At 61.2% G+C, this 20,030-nt stretch carries 17 protein-coding genes and 1 tRNA gene; 7 read left to right on the forward strand and 11 right to left on the reverse strand.

All coding sequences use genetic code 11. From position 1 onward, the window contains the following. Positions 1–159: 159 nt before the first annotated feature. From BFP90_RS12305 to BFP90_RS12315, 3 genes are all read left to right on the forward strand, one after another. Entirely contained in the window at positions 160–771 is a 612-nt protein-coding gene (locus tag BFP90_RS12305; RefSeq protein ID WP_065896808.1) for a DapH/DapD/GlmU-related protein, read from the forward strand. A 100-nt stretch (positions 772–871) separates the two neighbouring features. After that, complete coding sequence (locus tag BFP90_RS12310) at positions 872–1,900, forward strand: alpha/beta hydrolase family protein (protein ID WP_065896809.1); 1,029 nt, start codon at positions 872–874, stop codon at positions 1,898–1,900. 86 nt (positions 1,901–1,986) lie between these two features. Beyond that, positions 1,987–2,157 (forward strand): DUF2986 domain-containing protein, encoded by a 171-nt coding sequence (locus tag BFP90_RS12315; RefSeq protein WP_065895488.1) that lies wholly within the window; start codon positions 1,987–1,989, stop codon positions 2,155–2,157. On the opposite strand, the gene BFP90_RS12320 is transcribed toward BFP90_RS12315, so the two are convergent. From BFP90_RS12320 to BFP90_RS12330, 3 genes are all read right to left on the reverse strand, one after another. After that, on the reverse strand, positions 2,129–3,124 hold the full coding sequence (locus BFP90_RS12320) for a GlxA family transcriptional regulator (protein ID WP_065896810.1): 996 nt from the start codon (positions 3,122–3,124) through the stop codon (positions 2,129–2,131). The genes BFP90_RS12315 and BFP90_RS12320 overlap by 29 nt on opposite strands. A 4-nt stretch (positions 3,125–3,128) precedes the next feature. Next, positions 3,129–3,671 carry a cysteine hydrolase family protein gene (locus BFP90_RS12325; RefSeq protein WP_065895486.1) on the reverse strand — a complete coding sequence of 181 codons (543 nt, stop codon included), beginning with the start codon at positions 3,669–3,671 and terminating at the stop codon, positions 3,129–3,131. 134 nt (positions 3,672–3,805) lie between these two features. Beyond that, a complete protein-coding gene (locus tag BFP90_RS12330; RefSeq protein WP_065883250.1) occupies positions 3,806–5,017 on the reverse strand; it encodes a YeeE/YedE family protein in 1,212 nt (403 codons plus the stop codon). 834 nt (positions 5,018–5,851) lie between these two features. Here BFP90_RS12330 and BFP90_RS12340 point away from each other — a divergent pair. Together BFP90_RS12340 and BFP90_RS12345 are read left to right on the forward strand one after the other, a co-directional pair. Further along, complete coding sequence (locus BFP90_RS12340; protein ID WP_065896811.1) at positions 5,852–6,133, forward strand: BrnT family toxin; 282 nt, start codon at positions 5,852–5,854, stop codon at positions 6,131–6,133. Between the two features lie 3 nt (positions 6,134–6,136). After that, a complete protein-coding gene (locus tag BFP90_RS12345) occupies positions 6,137–6,505 on the forward strand; it encodes a BrnA antitoxin family protein (protein WP_065883253.1) in 369 nt (122 codons plus the stop codon). An 84-nt stretch (positions 6,506–6,589) separates the two neighbouring features. On the opposite strand, the gene BFP90_RS12350 is transcribed toward BFP90_RS12345, so the two are convergent. Further along, a tRNA-Asn gene (locus BFP90_RS12350) sits at positions 6,590–6,665 on the reverse strand. A 54-nt stretch (positions 6,666–6,719) separates the two neighbouring features. After that, a complete protein-coding gene (locus BFP90_RS12355; protein ID WP_065896812.1) occupies positions 6,720–7,622 on the reverse strand; it encodes a LysR family transcriptional regulator in 903 nt (300 codons plus the stop codon). A gap of 100 nt (positions 7,623–7,722) precedes the next feature. Here BFP90_RS12355 and lldD point away from each other — a divergent pair, with 100 nt between their 5' ends. Both lldD and BFP90_RS12365 read left to right on the forward strand, forming a co-directional pair. After that, positions 7,723–8,859, forward strand: a complete 1,137-nt coding sequence (gene lldD, locus BFP90_RS12360; RefSeq protein WP_065896813.1) for an FMN-dependent L-lactate dehydrogenase LldD — start codon at positions 7,723–7,725, stop codon at positions 8,857–8,859. 305 nt (positions 8,860–9,164) lie between these two features. After that, the gene (locus BFP90_RS12365; RefSeq protein WP_065895481.1) at positions 9,165–10,091 is read left to right on the forward strand and encodes a GGDEF domain-containing protein; all 927 of its coding nucleotides are present in this window, start codon (positions 9,165–9,167) and stop codon (positions 10,089–10,091) included. 21 nt (positions 10,092–10,112) lie between these two features. Here the strand turns inward: BFP90_RS12365 and BFP90_RS12370 are convergent, their stop codons facing one another. The 6 genes from BFP90_RS12370 to BFP90_RS12395 form a co-directional block, all read right to left on the reverse strand. Then, on the reverse strand, positions 10,113–10,886 hold the full coding sequence (locus tag BFP90_RS12370; protein WP_262411909.1) for a TenA family transcriptional regulator: 774 nt from the start codon (positions 10,884–10,886) through the stop codon (positions 10,113–10,115). Between the two features lie 75 nt (positions 10,887–10,961). Continuing rightward, positions 10,962–13,424, reverse strand: a complete 2,463-nt coding sequence (locus BFP90_RS12375) for an EAL domain-containing protein (RefSeq protein WP_065896814.1) — start codon at positions 13,422–13,424, stop codon at positions 10,962–10,964. A gap of 71 nt (positions 13,425–13,495) precedes the next feature. Continuing rightward, positions 13,496–15,280, reverse strand: coding sequence for an ABC transporter ATP-binding protein (locus BFP90_RS12380; protein WP_163001570.1), 1,785 nt, complete (start codon positions 15,278–15,280; stop codon positions 13,496–13,498). A gap of 7 nt (positions 15,281–15,287) precedes the next feature. Further along, the gene (locus tag BFP90_RS12385; protein WP_065895479.1) at positions 15,288–15,926 is read right to left on the reverse strand and encodes a DsbA family protein; all 639 of its coding nucleotides are present in this window, start codon (positions 15,924–15,926) and stop codon (positions 15,288–15,290) included. 3 nt (positions 15,927–15,929) lie between these two features. After that, on the reverse strand, positions 15,930–16,871 hold the full coding sequence (locus BFP90_RS12390) for an oxygen-dependent tRNA uridine(34) hydroxylase TrhO (protein ID WP_065895478.1): 942 nt from the start codon (positions 16,869–16,871) through the stop codon (positions 15,930–15,932). 131 nt (positions 16,872–17,002) lie between these two features. Further along, entirely contained in the window at positions 17,003–19,909 is a 2,907-nt protein-coding gene (locus BFP90_RS12395; protein WP_065896815.1) for an RHS repeat-associated core domain-containing protein, read from the reverse strand. Positions 19,910–20,030: the final 121 nt, after the last annotated feature.

A 20,030-nucleotide genomic window follows, 5' to 3' on the forward strand; every position in this document is an offset into this window, starting at 1 on the left:
ATGTACTCGGTCCAATCCAACATCCCGGCCAGCCCAGAGGCCGCCATCGGGGGCAAGCCCCCTCCCACATCGCGCCTCGCGCGCCATTAGCCAAATCCGGTGCAGACCATTATAAGATATGGCCTGAGCCCGCCTTCTCACGCACCGGAAAAATTCTCCATGAAGCTTCCCGAGATCAGCACATTCATCACTCAATGGCCCTCGCTTGGACTGGGCAGAGCCGCCGCCTGGCAGGTGGCCCAGGACTGCGAAAACCACGTCCTGACGTTGCTCTCACGCCTCGGCGCAGGCTACCGCCGTCACGCAAACTGCGCCATCCATGAAAGCGCCACCGTCGAAGAAGGCGCCGTGCTGAAGGGGCCGATCATCATCGGTGAAGGCTCGTTCGTCGCCGCAGGCGCCTACCTGCGTGGCGGCGTTTATCTGGGCAAACACTGCATCGTGGGCCCAAGCTGCGAACTGAAAAGCAGCTTCATGCTTGATGCAAGCAAGCTGGCGCATTTCAACTTTGTCGGCGATTCGGTGATCGGCGAAGGCGTCAATATTGAAGCCGGTGCAATCATCGCCAACTACCGTAACGAACTGGATGGCGCGCATATCAGAATCCGCTATGCCGATGCCGTCATTGAGACGGATGTGAACAAATTCGGCGCCCTGGTAGGCGATGGCTGCAAGATTGGCGCAAACGCAGTGATAGCTCCCGGCGCACTCTTGCAGCCCAACAGCCGTATCCCGCGCTTGGGGTTGATTGATCAGTTCGCCTACGACTAAGCAGCGGCAGCGCGGAACAGTGATCACGCCACTTGCGCGCTACCCAAACCGCCCGTTTCAGATCATGCTGCGCCTCTCACTTCAAGGACGATAGAAACCAGTGAAAATCACCCTCGCCGCCTTTCTCCTGATTGGTCTGATCACTCCCGCATTCGCCAACGACAACCCCATCGGTTTCAAAACCACCACCCTGCCCGACGCACGCAACCAGCGCGCGCTGGAAATGGCCGTCTGGTACCCCACGGCAATCAGGACCGCTCCCCGGTTGATCCGAGACGACGCGGTGTTCTTCGGCGCCCTCGCCGTGCCCGATGCGCCGCCGACCGGTGGTGAGCACCCGTTGGTGGTACTTTCCCACGGCTATCGCGGCAATTGGGGCAATCAGATGTGGCTGGCGAGTGCGCTGGCGCGGCAGGGTTATATTGTGGCGGCGGTGAATCATCCGGGCACCACCACCAAGGATCGCAGTGCAGACGCAGCGGCGCAGTTATGGCAACGGCCCAAAGACCTGAGCCGCGCCATCGATGCGGTGCTTGCGCAGCCAACGCAATTTGGCGCGGTGGCGCAACACCGGATTGCGGCGGTGGGCCATTCTCTCGGTGGCTGGACGGTGCTGGAAATCGCCGGCGCGCGTTTCGATGCGGATCTGTTCGCCCGGGACTGCCTGGCCCATCCCAAGTTGGGCGGTTGCATCGGCTACGCGCAGATGAACCCTACCGGCGTTGCCGATGGCAAAGCCCAACTGGCCGCTGACTTGAGCGACAAGCGCGTCGCCGCCGTGGTGTCTTTGGACCTGGGCCTGTCGCGGGGCATGACCGATGCCAGCCTGGCCGCGCTGCCCGTGCCGGCGCTGGTGATTGCTGGAGGCGTGCCCTCGGAGGACATGGCTGTGGGGCTGGAGTCTGCCGACTTGGCCAGACGGCTGCCGAAAGCCTCCACGCAGTACGTAGAGATCAGCGACGCGAGCCACTTCAGCTTTATGGCGCAGTGCAAACCCGGCGCGGCGGCGATACTCGACGAGGATATGCCCGGTGACAGCATGATTTGCCGAGACGGCGAGGCCGGGCGGACCAGGGCGCAGATTCAGCAACAGGTGATCACGCTGATCAGCGCGTTCCTCGCGCATTGATCGGTGGCCTCCTCGGCAGGTAAACCTTTCAATCCACGGTTTTTTAGCTGGTATCATTCGCGCCTTTACCTGCCAGGCCCACGCACATGAACCGCCAGAAAAAACTCCAGCAGCTTTTCAAGGCCAAGGCCAAAAAGGCCAACGCCAAACTGGCGCCGAAAAGCAAAGATAAATACATCAGCAAGGCGGACCGCTTGAAGCTCGAAGCCGAGGCGGCTCAAGCCCCAATCACGCCTGCCGAGACGCCTGCTCAATAAGGCGCATTGCCGACGGCGTGCCCGCTTCATATTTGCCCCAGATACGCCGCAGATGACGCGCCGAACCAAAGCCTGCGCGCTCGGCCACCGTTTCGATGTCCAGGCTCGACGCCACCAGCAGCTCGCGGGCCACGGCCAGGCGCAGACGGTGCAGGTAATCCAGCGGGCTGATGCCGACATGCTCGTGGAACAGGCGCGCCAGATGGCGGCTGCCGGTGCAGGCCAGGTTTGCCATGCGGGTCACGGTCCAGGCGTCACACGGGGCGGCGGCAATGGCGTCCTGTACGCGATGGACGGCCGGATGCAGGTGATTGCGCCCGGTGATCCACGGCGATAGCTGCGGGTCAGTGCCGCTGCGGCGCAGGTACACCACCATATCCCGCGCGACGGCGCATGCCAGTCTGGGCCCGGCACGCTCGGCGACCAGGTGCAGCATCATATCGATACCGGCGGTGATCCCGGCGCTGCAGCTGACCGGGCCATCGGTGACGTACAGGCGGTTTTCCAGGACCCGTGCCTTGGGCGCCAGGGCCTGGAGGGTAGCGCACAGCGCGTGGTGGGTGGTGCATTGGCGCCCGTCAAGCAGCCCGGCGCGGGCGGCCGTCAGTGCGCCGGCGCACACGCATATCAAATGCTCGGCAGAGGGCGCAAACACCGTTTGCAGCCACTGCACCAGGCTGTCGCTGGCGGATTCGAAAACGCGCAGGCCGGCTTCGTCTACCTTCATGCTCGAGCCCACCAACACCACCAGGGTGCCGGGCGCCAAACTGGCCGGCAAAGGTGCCAGGCCCGTCAACGGCAAGCCGATGGAGGTGTGCAGGGACGGCACCGGGCTGACGTAGTGCAGCTCGAAATCCACCGCCGCCGGGTCATCCATCTGCGCGGCCAGGCGCAATACTTCGGCAGGCCCGGCCAGATCCAGCATCAGCACATTGGGCAACAACACGAACAGCACCGGCACGCTCATTGATTCACCCCGCCAATGCCTGGGCGACGGTGACGATGCGCGCAAACCGGCCTTCCAGCACCAGCTCCGTACGCTCGCGAATCTCGGCCGGGGTGTACACCCGGCCGCTGCGGGCGTGGGTCATCGCGAACGTCAGCGTGGCCTCACTGACGAAGTCGACGTTGAACCCGCTGTCCGAGGCCTGCCGCGTGGTGGTCTCGCAGCACTGTTCGGTACGAATACCACTGATGATCAAACGGGTGACACCCATCTCGATGAGACGCGCGCCCAGCGGCGTACCGGCGAAGGCGCTGTGGTAGTGCTTATGGATGACCAACTGCGGATCGATCGAAAGCTCGCTCAATACCCTGACGTTACCCGATGCCAGCGAAAAGGCGCCCTGGTCCTCCACATGAAACACCTGCACCACCGGGATGCCTTGCTGCACGCAGCCATCAATAAGCGCCTGCTGGTTTTCCAGGTAGCTCGACAGGTCGTTTTCGGACCAGTAGGGTGCATGCCGGAATGAATGCTGGGCGTCGATTACGATCAGGGCTGTGCGGCTCATGGTAGGTCCTTCAGGCTTGGATTAGGGGCCGATACTGCAAATCATGGTAAAGCCCTCTTCAGGATCGTAACAGGCGCAAGGCGGACCGTCTCGGGACGGATTCGGACATACCAGGCGAACCTGGAGCCGCTCGCTCAGCAACCGTTCAAGGCCACTTGAGGCCGTTCGCCAGCGAAAAAGAACGGTCGCAGCCGCACGCCCACGCTATTGCCGATAAACGCAGCCACCAGCCACAGCCAGCCATGCAGGCTGCCCGAGGCGATGCCGCTGAAGTAGGCGCCAATGTTGCAGCCATACGCCAGGCGCGAACCATAACCGAGCAACAGGCCACCGATGACCGCCGCGATCAACGAGCGCGCCGGTATCTTCAAGCTCGGCGCAAACCGTCCGGCAAGGCCCGCGGCCAACAGCGCGCCAAGCACGATGCCGATGTCCATGACGCTGGTGATGTCTTCCCAGACCGGTGCGGCCAGGGCCTTGGCGTTGGCCGGCATCTGCCAGAACGCCCAACTGGCCACGTCTACCCCCAGCCCACTCGCCACCTTGGCGCCCCACAGCGCAAACGCTGAAGTAATCCCCCACGGCCGCCCGGCCAGCGCCAGCGTGGCATAGTTGAGCAAGGCGAGGCCTATCGCCCCCCACACCAACGGCCAGGGCCCACGCAGGAAGCGGCGCAGCCCTTGATGCTCGCTGGTGACGCCGGTTTCAAGTTGGCCATGGCGGGCCTTCTCCAGGCGCACGCTGACCAGCGCGATGACCGCGAACACCGCCAGGCTCAGGAGCAACGCCGGCAGTACGCCGAAACTTTTGACGATTGAAACCGGCGCAAACGACGGCAAGGCAAACCACCAATCGACATGATGGGTGGCGATCAACGATCCGCAGATAAAGAACAACAGGGTCACCAGCATCCGCGCATTGCCGCCACCTACGGTGAACAGGGTGCCCGACGCGCAACCGCCGCCCAGCTGCATGCCGATGCCGAAGATAAACGCGCCAAAGACCACCGACACCCCGGCCGGCGCCACCAGCCCGACCACCGGCTGACCGAACAAGGTCCCCGCGCCCAACGCCGGGAAAAACAGCACCACCGCCACCGCCAGCATCACCATCTGCGCGCGCAACCCGGCGCCACGCCGATCCTTGATAAACACACGCCAGGCCGAGGTGAAACCAAAGGCGGCGTGATACAGCGTCAGGCCCAAGGCGGCGCCGACGATCAGCAACACAACCTGGCGCATGCCCACCGCGCTTTGCAGAAACAGGGCGCCTGCCACCAGGATGAGAAAGGCCACCAGGGGCGCGACCGGCTTGCGTGCCGGCGTCAGGGAAACAGAGGTGCTCATGGGAATCTCGACGTATTTGAAGGTGGCCAGTATAAACCCGACGGGATAGCGGTCGGGCGATAAGCCCCGAGAACGCCCGCGTGGCGGATGCGCTGACCTGGGATATAGGCGTGGCGACGCGGTGCACAGGAAAGCCCAGCCTGGACGCAGAACCGAAATTACCGGCCGAGCGCGAGTTGTTATTGAGTCGTTAAGGGCCTATGTTAAATTCAGCCCAGTGGTTAATGGATATTTCGGTTATGGAGAACGCATCATGTTTGCAGTAGGCGTGTCAATGATCGCCGTAGGCCTGGGCACCGCAAACCCTGCCTTTTGGATACCCGGTTGTGTCTTCATGGCGATAGGGTGCTCCCAAAGAGGCAATCGTCGAGGCTGATGGCTGGGGTTAAGTGAGGGTGCATTAGCACTGGATCAAATTGATGATCGTCGCCGTGCACTTGCTTGCCGGGGCAAATCCCACGCAAAAAAAAGCCTGCATCTCTGCAGGCTTTTCTCTATCTGGCTCCACGACCTGGACTCGAACCAGGGACCCAATGATTAACAGTTATTTGCCAACGCCACCAAGGCAAAACGTTACCCCCCCCCCAAACCGCCTTTAAAAACCCTCTGCCTGAGCCTGCGGGTCAATCCAATCATGCCTTCCGACAATCGGAACTGAATGTGGCTACGTAAGGGGTCGCCCGCCGCTTACGGAAATACCTGAACGATTTCTGCAAGATCAAACTTCAACTGATCGAGTGGGAAATAGCGCCTCCAAACACGACCCATCCGGGCTGTGCCGTTCCTTGATGGCCGATCCATTTATCCACTTTTTATACATATAAAATATGCATAATGAAAACATTCATGGTTCAATTCGACAATGCAAAAAGCCTCTCCAACGAGCGCAAGCACAGAGGCATAAGCCTTGCTGATGCAGAGCCGGTGTTTCATGACGAGGCAGCCCTGACCATGCAAGACCGCGATCACGCAGAAGAACGCTGGGTGATTATGGGCACAGATGCAAAGGGGCGCGTATTGGTGGTGGCCTACACCTATCGCGACCCCAACTGCGTACGCATTATCAGTGCACGGCTTGCATCCAAAAATGAACGGCGCCAGTACCTGGAAGTTTGAACCATGAAAGACGAATACGACTTCAGCAGCGCCAAACGCGGCGCCATCGCCAGCAACAAAGGAAAAACCCGCATCACGATCATGCTGGACGATGCGGTGATCGAAGCCGCCCGTGCGCGTGCGGAAAATGCCGGCACCGGCTATCAGACTGTCATCAACAACCTGCTGCGACAGGCGTTGGTTTGCCCGGACGCACATGACCTCGCGCCTGTTTCGAACAAACAAGCCAAAACCCTGCAAGTCATCAGCAATGGCATCAGCGTCTCAGAGGTCGAAGCACTGGAGCAACAGCTGATAGCGCTCGCCGGTGAATTGAATCGAATGCTTGCTACCCCAAAGCCAACCAAGCCAAAAGGCAAATCTGTCCCATAACCATCATCGCCCTGCTTTAACGCCGGTTAATTCGTCAAATCCCACGCAAAAAAAAGCCTGCATCTCTGCAGGCTTTTCTCTATCTGGCTCCACGACCTGGACTCGAACCAGGGACCCAATGATTAACAGTCATTTGCTCTACCAACTGAGCTATCGCGGAATGCGCCGTATGTTACTGATTAAAAAGAAGAAGTCAAGCCTCCTCTAAGATTTTTCACGACTGTAAAGGCTGACCGGTCGAAACCGCCTGCTCCCTGGCCAGTTCCAGCCACGCACGGGCTGCCGGTGGCAAGTGGGCGCTGGCGCGCCAGGCCAGGGCGATGTGCCAGTCGGTGTGGGGTTCGTCCAGGGGGATCAGGGCAATGCCGGCGTGCTGGTGTTTGTGCGCCAGCATCCGCGGCAGGAACGCCACGCCCAGGCCGGCGGCGACCAGGTCGACGATAAAGTCGATCTGCCCACTGCGGGCCGTTACCTTTGGCACGACGCCCTTGCGTTCGCAGGCGGCGAGGATTTTCGCGTTGAGGGCGAAACCGGCTTCGAACAGGATGAACGCAGAGTCCGCCAGGTCGGTGAAGTCGATGCGTTCGCGGCGCGCCAGCGGGTGGTGGATGGGCAGCACGGCGATCAGCGGTTCGTTGCGCACCGGCTGGTAGTCGAAACACTCATCCACCGGTAGCAGCAATGCCGCCAGGTCGACCTCCCCCGCTTCCAGGCATTCGCGCAGTTTTTTGCTGCCGTACTCGGTGAGTTCGATGTCGATGTCGGGATAAAGCGTACGGTAGGTGGCAAACATTGCGGCAAACAGTACGCCGCAACCCACCGGCGGCAGGCCGATGCGCAGCACGCCGCGCTTGAGGCCGCGCAGGTCGTTGATCTCGGCTATCAGGTCGTTGCGTTCAGCCAGCATCACCAAGGCCCGACGGTAGGCAATTTCGCCAGCGGCGGTGAGTTCGTTCCGGTGGCCGAGACGATTAAGCAACGGGGTGCCCAGTTCCTCCTCCAGCGTCTTGACCGCTTTGCTGACCGTGGACTGGGTCAGGGATACCACGTCAGCCGCCTGGGAAAACCCGCCCTGGCGCACCACTTCGACAAACGCCCGCAGGGTTCGCAGATTCATCAGTATTCCCTTTGCGACTCGATTACAGCGATAAAAGTTGTTTTTATCATGCCAGAATTTTGCTTATCGTGGAGCGCTTCGCCGAGTGGAGCCCCTCTACATGATCATTTCGTCCGCATCCGATTACCGCGCTGCCGCCAAGCGCAAGTTGCCGCGCTTTCTATTCGACTATATCGATGGCGGCGCCTACGCCGAGCACACGCTGCGGGCCAACAGTTCGGACCTGGCCGAGATAAGCCTGCGCCAGCGCATCTTGCGCAATGTCGACAACCTGAGCCTGAAAACCTCGTTGTTCGGCCAGGAGCAGGCCATGCCGGTCATCCTCAGCCCGGTCGGTTTGACGGGCATGTATGCCCGGCGCGGTGAAGTGCAAGCGGCGAAGGCGGCGGCAAACAAAGGCGTGCCCTTCTGTTTGTCGACGGTGTCGGTGTGCTCGATTGAAGAGGTGGCATCACAAAGTCCGCAGTCGATATGGTTTCAGTTGTACGTGCTCAAGGATCGCGGCTTCATGCGCAATGCGCTGGAGCGCGCGCAGGCCGCGGGGGTGACGACACTGGTGTTTACCGTCGATATGCCGACCCCGGGCGCGCGTTATCGTGATGCCCACTCCGGCATGTCCGGCCCCTATGCCGCGCAGCGGCGAATGCTGCAAGCCATGACCAAGCCGCAATGGGCGTTCGATGTAGGGTTGATGGGCCGTCCCCATGACCTGGGCAATATTTCCCGGTACCTGGGCAAACCCACGCACCTGGAGGACTACATAGGCTGGCTGGCCAACAACTTCGATCCCTCGATCAGTTGGAAAGATTTGGAGTGGATTCGCGACTTCTGGAAGGGGCCGATGATCATCAAGGGCATCCTCGACCCACAGGATGCCAAGGATGCCGTGAGCTTCGGAGCCGACGGCATCGTGGTCTCCAACCATGGCGGCCGCCAGCTGGATGGCGTGTTGTCTACCGCCAAAGCGTTGCCACCGATTGCCGAGGCCGTCGGCGATGACCTCACCGTGCTGGTGGATTCCGGCATTCGTTCCGGGCTAGACGTGGTACGCATGCTCGCCCTGGGGGCCAAGGCCTGCCTGCTCGGGCGCGCCAGCGTGTACGCGTTGGCCGCCGACGGGCAGAACGGTGTGGAAAACCTGCTGGATATCTTCGCCAGGGAAATGCGCGTGGCGATGACGCTGACTGGTGTCACGTCGATCGAACAAATTGACAGTTCCACGCTGGTAGCCCGGTAATCCTGCGACTGTCCAGCCAGATAAATGACGCCACGCGCTGTCGATTGTTTTTCGAGCCGGGGCAGTCAATTGATTCATATAGCTATTTATTAAATAAAACGATTTGGCATGAATCTGGCTCTAACACCTTTCAAGCAGGTCAAACGATGACAAGACGTGTGGCAGTGCCCCGGGCTTATAACCCGGCGTAAAGCGGTTTAGACTGATCCCCAATGTTTTACGGAACTGAAGGACCAGTAAGACGCCTGGCACTTGCCACTCTCATCCGCCTGTAAGACAGTCATGTGCTTAGAGGCCGCGCACCTATGAAAACACCCACCCAGACCAACGCAATTGACTTTGACAGTGCCAAATTGCAACGCCTGGGATTTGGTCAGCCATCCCTGCGTTCAGCTCGCCCCGCCACCCTTGGCCAGCTCCGCCAGCAACTTAACCAGCAATTGCAAACCAGCCTTGAGCCGGAACGCATCCTTGGCCTGTTCTTTCGCGAAATCCAGCGCCTGGTGCCGCTGGATGCCTTGCAATACCGCCACGTCACCACTGACCTGCGCCTGGAGTTCGGCCAACGCGGCCATCATTCGATGAGCTACACCTTGAGCCATGATGGCGAGCACCTGGGCGAGTTGGTGTTCCGCCGCAATCAGCGCTTTATGGAAGAGGAACTGGGCCAACTCGAATCCCTGTTGGCGGCCCTGCTGTATCCGATGCGCAATGCCCTGCTCTACCGCGCCGCCACCCGCAGCGCCTTGCGCGATCCGTTGACCGAAACCGGCAACCGCATCGCCATGGACCAGACGCTGCAACGGGAAATCGACATGGCGCGGCGGCACATGCACCCGCTGTCTCTGTTGATGCTGGACATCGACCACTTCAAGCGCATCAATGACACCCATGGCCATACCGCCGGCGACAGCGTATTGCGCGCCGTGGCTGCGGCGATCAAGGGCCAGCTGCGCAACGTGGACATGGTGTTTCGGTTTGGCGGGGAAGAATTTCTGATCCTGCTGTCCAACACCGGCCGTGATGCGGCGCGGATGGTCGGCGAACGCCTGCGCCAGGCGGCGCAAGCCCAGGACTACTGGGTAGAAGGGACGCGAATCGAATTGACAGTAAGCCTCGGCTGCTCGACGTTACTGGCGGCTGAGTCGGCTGAAAGCCTGCTGCGCCGAGCCGACAATGCCTTGTACGTGGCCAAGCGCGCAGGCCGTAATCGCCTGGCAATGGCGGGGTAACCCCCCGCCATTACCTGTGCATCACGCCTCGCTGGCGACTCGGGCATGGCGCTCACGCACGAGCGCCGGCGCCTTCTCCTTCTCTTGTTCCAGGTGCATGCAACTTTCCAGGAACAGATACATGTAGTCGTAGCTCTTGCACACGGCCTGTCGCAACTCCACCTGCAGGGCTTTGCTCGGGTTCGTGCCGGCGAGGGTGCAGATGATTTCCAGGGCTTCCCAAGGGTGCGCGTCATCATACTGGGCGTGCATCTTCAGCCACTTCATCGCACGCTTGCGCTCTTCCTCGGGGAAGGCAGCGGCATACACGCCGGTGGAACAGACCACGGCGGACCACTCCCCCGTCGCGCCCTCGATGGCGTAGTTGGTGGCGGCAATCGCGACGATCAACGAGTCAGCCGAGCTGGTGTGCCAGCACCAATGGCTCAGTGCGTGCAACTCCGGTGGCACGTCCTGGGCCTGCAGGTCTTCAAGACTGACGCCATGGGCACGCGCCCAATTCACCCAATAATCAGCATGGTTCAATTCCACGCGAATATTGCGCATCAGCCAGCGTCGCGCCATGTCCTCGCCAGGATGACGGGCGAATTTGGTCTTGGTGAGGTTCTGTGCCATGTACAAGGCAAACTGCTCCACTACAGGCCAACCGCCGATCAGGTAGTGGCGCATGGTCCTGGCGCTGAGCGTGTTATCACGCATGCGGTGGTACAGTTCGTGTTCGACAACCCGACGCTTGCTCTCGCTACAGTCCTGGATCAATTGCTGGGCCCAGGCGGGGTAACTTGAGGCTTCCATAAGCGGGCCGGTTCTGTTGAATGTGTCGATCACTGTAGGGCTCCTTTTTAAGTGTGATGTACAGACCGGCAAGTTTCAGCGGAAGGTGCCGGGCGCCTTGAATAACAGAGGCTGCGGCCGCACGGGTCGGCATTGCAGGCGGTCACAGGTAAACAATTGCGGGCGTTCGATCAGATAGCCTTGAGCGTAGTCCACACCTATCTCAAGTAACGCCTGTTCTATCTGCGACGTTTCAACAAACTCGGCAATTGTGCGTTTACCCATGACATGGCCGATGTGATTGATCACTTCGACCATGGCGCGGTTAATCGGGTCGTCCAGCATATCCTTTACGAAACTTCCATCGATCTTCAAGAAGTCTACAGGTAAATGTTTGAGATAGGCGAATGAGGACATTCCGGCGCAAAAATCATCAAGGGAAAAGTGGCAACCTAACGCCTTGAGTTCATTAATAAAACGAATTGCGCTGCCTAAATTGGCGATAGCGCTGGTCTCAGTTATTTCAAAACAAATCATTTCCGGGGGAATGCTGTAAGTGTCGAATTTCTCACGCAAAAACCCGAGAAAATCATCATCGCCAATGGTTATGCCTGACAGATTAATCGCACACATGGCCATGGGTCGGCCCGGATGCTCATGCATGCAACGGGCGATGATCTTGAATACGTTCTCCACCACCCAGCGGTCCAGGGACGTCATCAAGCCATAACGTTCGGCCGCCGGAATAAAACTGTCGGGCAGGATGGTTCGGCCCGCTTCGTCGTGCAGGCGCAAGAGTATTTCGATGTGACCGGTGCCCGCTTCGGTATGGCCCAGAGGTGAAATCTCCTGGGAGTAAAGGCAAAAGCGGTCCTCCTCAAGGGCCATGTGCAGGCGTTGCACCCACGCCATCTCGCCAAAGCGTATGGACAGCTCCGAGTCATCGGCGTGATACACCTGCACCCGATTACGCCCCTTCTCCTTGGCCATGTAGCACGCCATATCGGCGGCGCGCAGCGACGTTTCCAGGGTGGTGGGCGTTTGCGAGATATGCACCAGGCCGATGCTGACGGTGGTCATGAACGGCCGGCCCTTCCATACAAAGTGCAGGCTTTGCACGGTGTGGCGCAGGCTCTCGGCGATCTTTTCGGCTACCGCTGCCGGGCAGTTTTCCAGGAGGATGCCAAATTCATCGCCGCCCAGGCGCGCCAGGGTATCGCCTTCGCGCAAGTCCGATTGCAGCAGCGCGCAAATGTGCCGCAGCAACTCGTCGCCCGCAGCGTGGCCGCAGGTGTCATTGACCAGCTTGAACTGGTCCAGGTCGAGGAACATCAAGGCATGCCGGCCGTTTGGCTGGCGTGACACCTGCTGCAGCACTTGCTCCAGGCGGTATTCGAATTCACGCCGGTTGGCCAGGCCGGTCAAGGCATCGTGGGTCGCCTGCCAGGAAAGATTGGCGATGTACTGGCGCTCCTGGGTCATGTCATGCAGCACCAGCACCGCGCCACTGACCTTGCCTGCGCTGCGAATCGGCGCGCCCACCAGGGTCACCGAAACGGTGCTGCCGTCCAGGCGCTGGATCAGCTTGGAATGGTCACTGCCGCCACTGAGTTCGCCCTTGATGATGTGTTCGATCAGGGTGAAGCCGTCCGGCTCGGCGTTCTCATCCAGCAATTTGAACAACGCCGCCAGCGGCAGGCCCTGGGCCTGGGCCGAATTCCAGTGGGTCAGCGCTTCGGCGGCGGGGTTCATATAGGCAATCGCACCGTCCACGTCGGTGGTGATGACCCCGTCACCAATCGACTCCAGGGTGATCTGCGCCCGCTCTTTCTCCGCCTGCAGGGCGTCGGCAAACGCATGGCGCTGGGCCAGCAACTTGTGCGTGCGCAGCAGCGCCAGGACGATCAGGCCCAGGGCCGTGGCCAGGTTAGTGATCAACAACAGGCGCAGGATCATCCGCGAACCTTCGCCCAAGGCATCGCTGAACGCCTTGGCCGCCGGTGTCACACCTTCGTTGATTGCCGTGATACGCGCCTTCCACAGCCGCACATCGTCGGCATCGACCCGGTCAGCAGCAATGGCGTCATGCATTTGGCGAGCAAGGTCGTCCAGTTGCAACAGGTAGCCGTCGCCCACCGTCCAGAGTTCGATGGCTTTTTCCAGGTAGCTGAAATGACGAAAGTTGAGGTACAGCCAGATCAGGCTGGAGACGTCGTCCGGGTGGTTGCCGCCCTTGATGATACCCAGGCGCGCAGCCGGAATATCAGGCGTAGAACTGTCCAGGGCGATGCGCAATTCGTGCCCGCCCTGGGGCACCGCAATGGCTTGCTGATACTTGAGGTAGGTGGCGGCTTCGCGATTATCGGCGTAGAGGGTCAGGTAGTAGATGGCGTCTTTCTGGCCCTTGGACCACAGACTTTCACCTGCCACATAGCCACGCACCGCCGAGAGCACGTAGAGACTGACGCAGCCTAACAATGCCTGGAACAGCACAACGGCAATAAAGGGCCAGACAATGCCCAGCAGCCGTGGCGTTCCGAGAGTCCGCTTTTGCTTCATGAAGTCCCTTGCACATGCACAGCTCAATACGCACGCGAAAATCCGCTCCCGATAGCACAGCCTAAGCTAAATCAACGCACTTGTTGCAGGTGTCCATACAATTTGGCGTACAACCCGCCATCGGCAATCAACTGCTGATGGTCGCCATCCTCGGCGATATGCCCGCCATCGAACACCAATACACGGTCAGCCTGTTTCACTGCCGAGAGCCGGTGGGCGATGATCAGTGTAGTACGCCCACTGAGAAACCGCGCCAGCGCCTGGTGCAGGTTGTATTCGGTGGCCGCGTCCAGCGCCGAGGTGGCTTCATCCAGAATCACCACCTTGGGCTCGGCCAGGACCATGCGCGCAATGGCCAGGCGTTGCCGTTGACCACCGGAAAAACGCACGCCGGAACGCCCCACTACGCTGTCCAGGCCCAACGGCAATGCCTTGACGGTAGCATCCAGCTGGGCGATTTCCAGTGCCTGCCAGCAGGCCTGGTCCGTGCGCTCGCGGCCCATCGTCAGGTTGGCGCGCACGGTATCGTTGAACAGCGCCGGGTGCTGCAGTACCACCGCGACGTTTTCACGGATGGTCGCCAGGCCGATTTCCTGCTGACTCGCGCCGCCAAAACGAATGCTGCCGGCCTGCGGTGTATAGAGGCCCAGCAACAGTTGCACCAGGGTACTTTTGCCGCCGCCGCTGGCGCCGACAATCGCGACTTTCTCCCCCGGTGCGATGGCCAGGTTCAATTGGTCGAGCACCAGGTCGTCACCGTAGCCGAAGTCCAGGCCGCGCACTTCGATACCGACGGTCGCACGCCCGCTGAAGGGGTCCGCACCTCCGGCGTATTGCGGCTCGTCGGCGCGGGCCAGCAGCTCGTTGATGCGCGTCAACGCGCCGCCTGCCGCGTAGTAGGCGTATTGCAGGTTGAGCAACTGCTCCACCGGGCCGATCATGAACCACAGGTAACTGAACACCGCGAGCATCTGGCCGATGGACAAGTCGGAAAACAGCACGGTCAACATGGCGGCGGCACGGAAGATGTCGATACCGAACTGGAACAGCAAACCACTGGCGCGGCTGGACGCGTCGGTTTTCCATTGCGAGTGAATGGCGTAGTCCCGCACTTCCCGGGCCCGCTGGCCCAGACGCCCGAGGAAAAAGCCCTGGCGGTTGCCGGCGCGCACTTCCTGGATGGCGTCCAGGGTTTCGGTGAGCGCCTGGGTGAACCGCGAGGTGCTGTCGTTTTCGAGTTTTTTCAGGTGTTTGACGCGCTTGCCCAACTGCACCGTGGCGTAGATCACCAACGGGTTGAACAGCAGGATCAGCAGCGCCAGTTGCCAGTGCATCCACACCAGAATCGCCGACGTGCCGACCAGGGTGAGCATCGCCACCAGGAAGCGGCTGAGGGTTTCGCCGACGAATTTGTCCAGGGTGTCCAGGTCGGTGACCAGGTGGGTGGTTACCGTGCCGCTGCCCAGGCTTTCATATTCGCCCAGGGAGATGCGCTTGAGCCGCTCGATCAGGCGCACGCGGATGCGGTAGACAATGTCCTTGGCCAGCCGCGCAAACAGCCGCGCCTGCACCACGTTGAACACCAGTGCGCCGCAGCGCAGGGCCAGGGTCATCAAGAGCATCAGGCCGATATAACCGGCGGCTTTCTGCCAGCCCAGGGGCAACGCGTGGTTCATCACCTTGAGTGCGGCGTCGCCATGGCCCAGCAGCACTTCGTCGACCAGCAGCGGCAACAGCAACGGGATAGGTACGCTGCACAAGGTCGCCAGCACGGCGACGCTGTTGGCGATCCACAGGGATTTGCGGTGACGCAGGGCCAGGCGGCGGATTTCCGCCCAGGTCAGGCGGTCGCTGATGGTTGACTCATCCCGCACAGGTAGCGCGCTCCAGCCATCGGGCGAGCAACGGTGACAGCTCGTCCAGCGGCTGGTAGCCATTGGTGAGCAGCGCCAATTGGCCGTTGCGCTCGGCCAGCAAGGTTGGGAAACCGGCAATGCCCAAATCCTGCACCCAGGTGAAATCCGCTGCCGTGGCCGCGTGCTGCTCGGCACGGTCGAACTCGCCGGCAAACTCGATACGCGGAATACCGGCCTGTTCGGCCAGTTCCACCAGCACGTGGGCGGAGGTGACGTCGCGGCCTTCTACATAAAATGCATGCTGGATCAGCCCCAGCAGCGTCCAGGCGCAATCCGGCGCCAGGCTGCGCGCAGTGACAAGGGCGCGGCACGCAGGCTCGGTGTCATAGACAAACCCCTCGGGTAACGCACCCTCGCGCTTGAACGGCTGGCCGGTGGCGTCGGTCACCGCCTGCCAGTGCTCCAGGATATAGCGCCGCGTAGTCGGTTCCAGCGCCGCGCCACTGCCGGTGCGCAATCCGCCCACCACCAGGTGCAACTCCACGCCGGCCGCCCGGGCCTGCTCAACCAGCGCCTGCGCTACCGGGGCAAAGCCCCAGCACCAGGAACACATCGGGTCCATTACATAGAGCAGGCGCGCGGACATGGTTCAAGCCTCGGAAGGGGTTTGCTTGTAGTTGAAACCAATCGGGTGCGGCATGTTACGGGCCTTCGCCAGTTCGATCTGCTTCTGCCGGTCGATGGCGCTGCGACGGGTTTTCTCCGGCAGCTTATCCCAGCAATGCGGACAACTGATGCCGGCCACGTAGTGCTCGGACGCGCGGTCTTCTACGCTGACCGGTGTGCGGCAGGCATGGCATTGATCGTAGTCGCCTTCGCTCAAATCGTGGCGCACGGTGACGCGATTGTCGAACACGAAGCAGTCGCCCTGCCACTTGGTCTCCTCCTGCGGCACCTCTTCGAGGTATTTAAGGATACCGCCCTTGAGATGATAGACCTCGCCGAAGCCTTCGCTGAGCATATAGCTCGAGGCTTTCTCGCAACGAATGCCGCCGGTGCAGAACATGGCGACCTTCTTGTGTTTGGCCGGGTCGAAGTTGGCTTTGATGTAGTCGGGGAATTCGCGAAAACTGGTGGTCTTCGGGTCGATCGCACCTTCAAAGGTGCCGATCGACACTTCGTAGTCGTTGCGGGTGTCGATCAGCAGTACTTCAGGGTCGCTGATCAGCGCGTTCCAATCCTTGGGGTCGACGTAGGTACCGACCTTTTTGTTCGGGTCCACGCCTTCCACGCCCAGGGTCACGATCTCTTTCTTGAGCTTGACCTTGGTGCGGTAGAACGGCTGGTCGTCGCAGTAGGACTCCTTGTGGTCAATGTCGACCATGCGCGGGTCTTGCTTGAGCCACGCCATCAGGCCGTCGATGCCTTCGCGACTGCCGGAAACGGTGCCATTGATGCCTTCTTCGGCGATCAGCAGGGTGCCTTTGATGCCGTTGTCGACCATCGCCTGCAACAGTGGCTCGCGCAGGGCGACGTAATCTTCAAGGGTGACGAACTTGTACAGTGCCGCCACGACGATAGGTTGAGTCATGGGTAATCTCTCCAGGTGGCTACCCTCGTAAGGGGTGAACCGGATGCAAAATGACGCCGACCAGGCGACGCGGCGGGCATTCTAGCAAAACCATGCCGCCACCGCATCGACACGCCGCCGCTGATGTGCCCTCAGCGGTGCGGGTTGCGTACGCCCTCCACTCGGTACCGCTGGCCGCCGAGATGGCTGAACATCAAGCGATAGGCACCGCGTCCGCGAGCAGCGGCATAACCGTGCAAGTCAGCGGACCACAGTTGGTCGCGATGAACATGCCAATGAACCGCGCCGAAACGCCCTTGACGCAAGTGGCTGAGGGCAAGGGCAATGCTGCGGCGTTCCCGGCCCGAGAGTTGGGTGTCTGCTAGCGCTGTGGTATCTAACTCCACCTGCGGGGCAGCCGCTCTCGCCGCCGCAGACGCCACCAACGGCATCTGCGCCTGGGCTTGCCGAGCACGGCGTGCGCGGCTTGTGCCGACAACCGGTGTTGTCTCCCCCACCTCGAACACGCTTGCCCCTGCCTGCTGGCCGCTCGCGCCCGCCGGATCACGGCTCGGACTTCGCAGCAAAATCGCGCCGTAGCCCATGCGTCTGAGCTCTGGTATCGGGTTACGCTGCCCCGCGAGTACGCTTTCGACTTCCCCCGGTTGGTCCACCGGCCCCGCATAGCCGTAGCTGGCCCCCTGGGTTGTATAAACATAAAGCGACATGCCGCCTTCAGCAGGACGGCGCCCATAGGCGAAATTCACCAGCCGCTCCGTTTCTTCGTGGCTCAATTGCGCCTGCTGCGCCAAATTGATCGCTAATTCCGAGATATTCCTGGCGAACTGTGCTTCGATTCCTTCCGCGGCCCTGGCCACCGCCTGGGGTTGCCTATATCGATAAGCACTGAGGCGGCTGGCACCAAACAATACGCCTCCCACCAGAGCGCCCACGGCCGCCCCCAGCCGCGCATTGCCCAGCAGTGCCCCCGCTCCCAGGCCCAGCAAGACCAGCAGCAGCAGGATGACGACGCCACCCTGTATCTGAGTATTTTCCACGGCGGCAGGCTGCAACCCCATTGAGTCGACGAACGTGAGCGGGTTGTTGGACGCCATCAGATAAGCATTCAACTGCGCCCCGCCGCCTGCGGGGTCCGGGCTTATCCAGCGCTGCAACCACGGGGCGTAATAGCGAAAGCCGTAGTAATACAAACCGCTGACGTCACGCTCCTTGCCTGAATATCGGCGGGTTTTGTCGCTGCCCTGCACCGCGTTGCGCGACGCCCACCACGCGGTGCCCCCGTACGGAAAATAGCTCTCCTGGCTCAATAACTCGGCCTCTTCGCCCAGCTCCAGTCCATGACTCGATTGCTGATCCTTCAAGCAATAACGCAGGGTCTCCTGCGCAGCCCCGTCATCGGGTCCCAGCTCCCATTGCAGGACCTCGATCGTGCAACGCGCCACCTCAAGGCGCACGATATTCAGCCGACGCATCGGCCGGTGGCGCAGTTCCAGGCCTGGCAGGTAATACACCCGCGCCGTTTGCCGGCTACCGGCGACCTGCTGATGAGTGAGTTTGAGCGCACGCTGACCGTCACCGGCATACACATAGGTCTCTTCGTCGGCATCCTCCCCCTCACGCTCAATGGAGGTGACCCTGGCCAGCTGATTACGCACGTTCCACACCATGGGCTGGCCGCGCCCCAGCTGTTTCTGATTGCCATTGGCGTCAAAGCCTTGCGCCCCTTCGGTTGGCGCAAGCTCGCTCGACAACGCACGGTTACTGCCCGTCGCCACCTGCATGACGCGGGTGTAGCCGACACCACTGGACGGCACATGGCGCAGCCGGGTCAGGTTGCCCCCCTCGTCATAGGCATAGTGCTGGGTGTAGTTGCGCCATAAAGCGGCATCGGTCGAACCGAACGAAATACGCGCGGGCAGCGCCGGGCCAATGGCGGCGCCGGCACTTTCCCGGCCCGTCGCCTGGGTCAGTTGGTACAGCGAGTCGTATTCATAGCGGCAGGCAGCCTGCACTTGCGTGTTGTGGCTCCATTGGGTCGGTTGCGCCTGATCGAGCAGGTTTGAAACATTGCCCACGGGATCATAGGCGTAGCTCAGGTCCTGCAAGGGGGCCGCCGGCGCGTTTTTGCGGTACGCCATCAGCCGGCGCATACGGCCGTCCTCGGGCCGATAGGTGGCGAGGCTGCTCACGCCATTGCCCAACAGGGCCGTCTCCACTTCGCCTGCGGCATTGTAGTCGTAGCGTTCGATGACGGTCTTGCGCACGCCACTTTTCAAAGTGAGGTGAATATGTGTGGCCTGTCCGTCCAGACCATAGGCAAAGTGCCGACCGTTTCCCTTGGCGTCGACCTGTTCCAAGGTGCTGCCAAGGGCATCAAACGTCCAGCGCGTGGTGTAACCCGCGCTTTCCAGCTGCTGGTTCTGCTCGGTCTGGGCAAGCGGCCAGTCCACCTCACCGGGCGCGTCGCGAAACCGCCGCGTTTGCCGCAGCACTTGCCCGGTAATCCCGTACGCGTCGTACACCTGCGTGCCCGCCGGGTCGGCATGACGGACCAGTTGGCCGCTGCAGTTGAGCGCGCGGTGCTCGGGGGTTGGCGGGGCATACGCCAGGCTTTCGACACAGCGGGGCCGCGCTTCGTTGGCCGCTTGTTCGAACACTGCCACCGGACGCTGCAAGGCGTCGTAGTCGTGGCGCTGATAGGCCCCCCGCCCATCCCAGGCATGCAACAGTTGCCCGGATGGCGCTGCCAGCAACAGCCGCATACCGGCGTCCACATCGTTGCGGCGCACCAGCGCACCGGACAGGCTGTACACCGACACCTGGTTGGCCTCGGTGGCGGGCTCGCTCAATTTAAGCGCATGCAGGCGCGCGTCCCACTGCTGCAGCAGCAGGCCGCTGGCCCCAAACACCTGGCGCATGACACGGGCCGTTGGCGCCGCCTGGGGGGTGGCGCGCAGGTAAGCGACGTTGCGCACGGTCAACCCACGGGGGTCGAATGCCGCGAGCGAGGGCGTATTTCGATGAAGCGAAGCAGACATGATCACATGACCTCAATGGCACAAAGGTCGGCAAAGCCTGGGCTTGATGCGGTGGGTAAAGGTGGTATCGGCGTATGGGTGCCGGCGATGCCTGTAAATACCTATACCTGGCCCCGTCAAT

This window comes from Pseudomonas sp. 24 E 13, assembly GCF_900004715.1.
Taxonomy (GTDB): Bacteria; Pseudomonadota; Gammaproteobacteria; order Pseudomonadales; family Pseudomonadaceae; genus Aquipseudomonas; species Aquipseudomonas orientalis_A.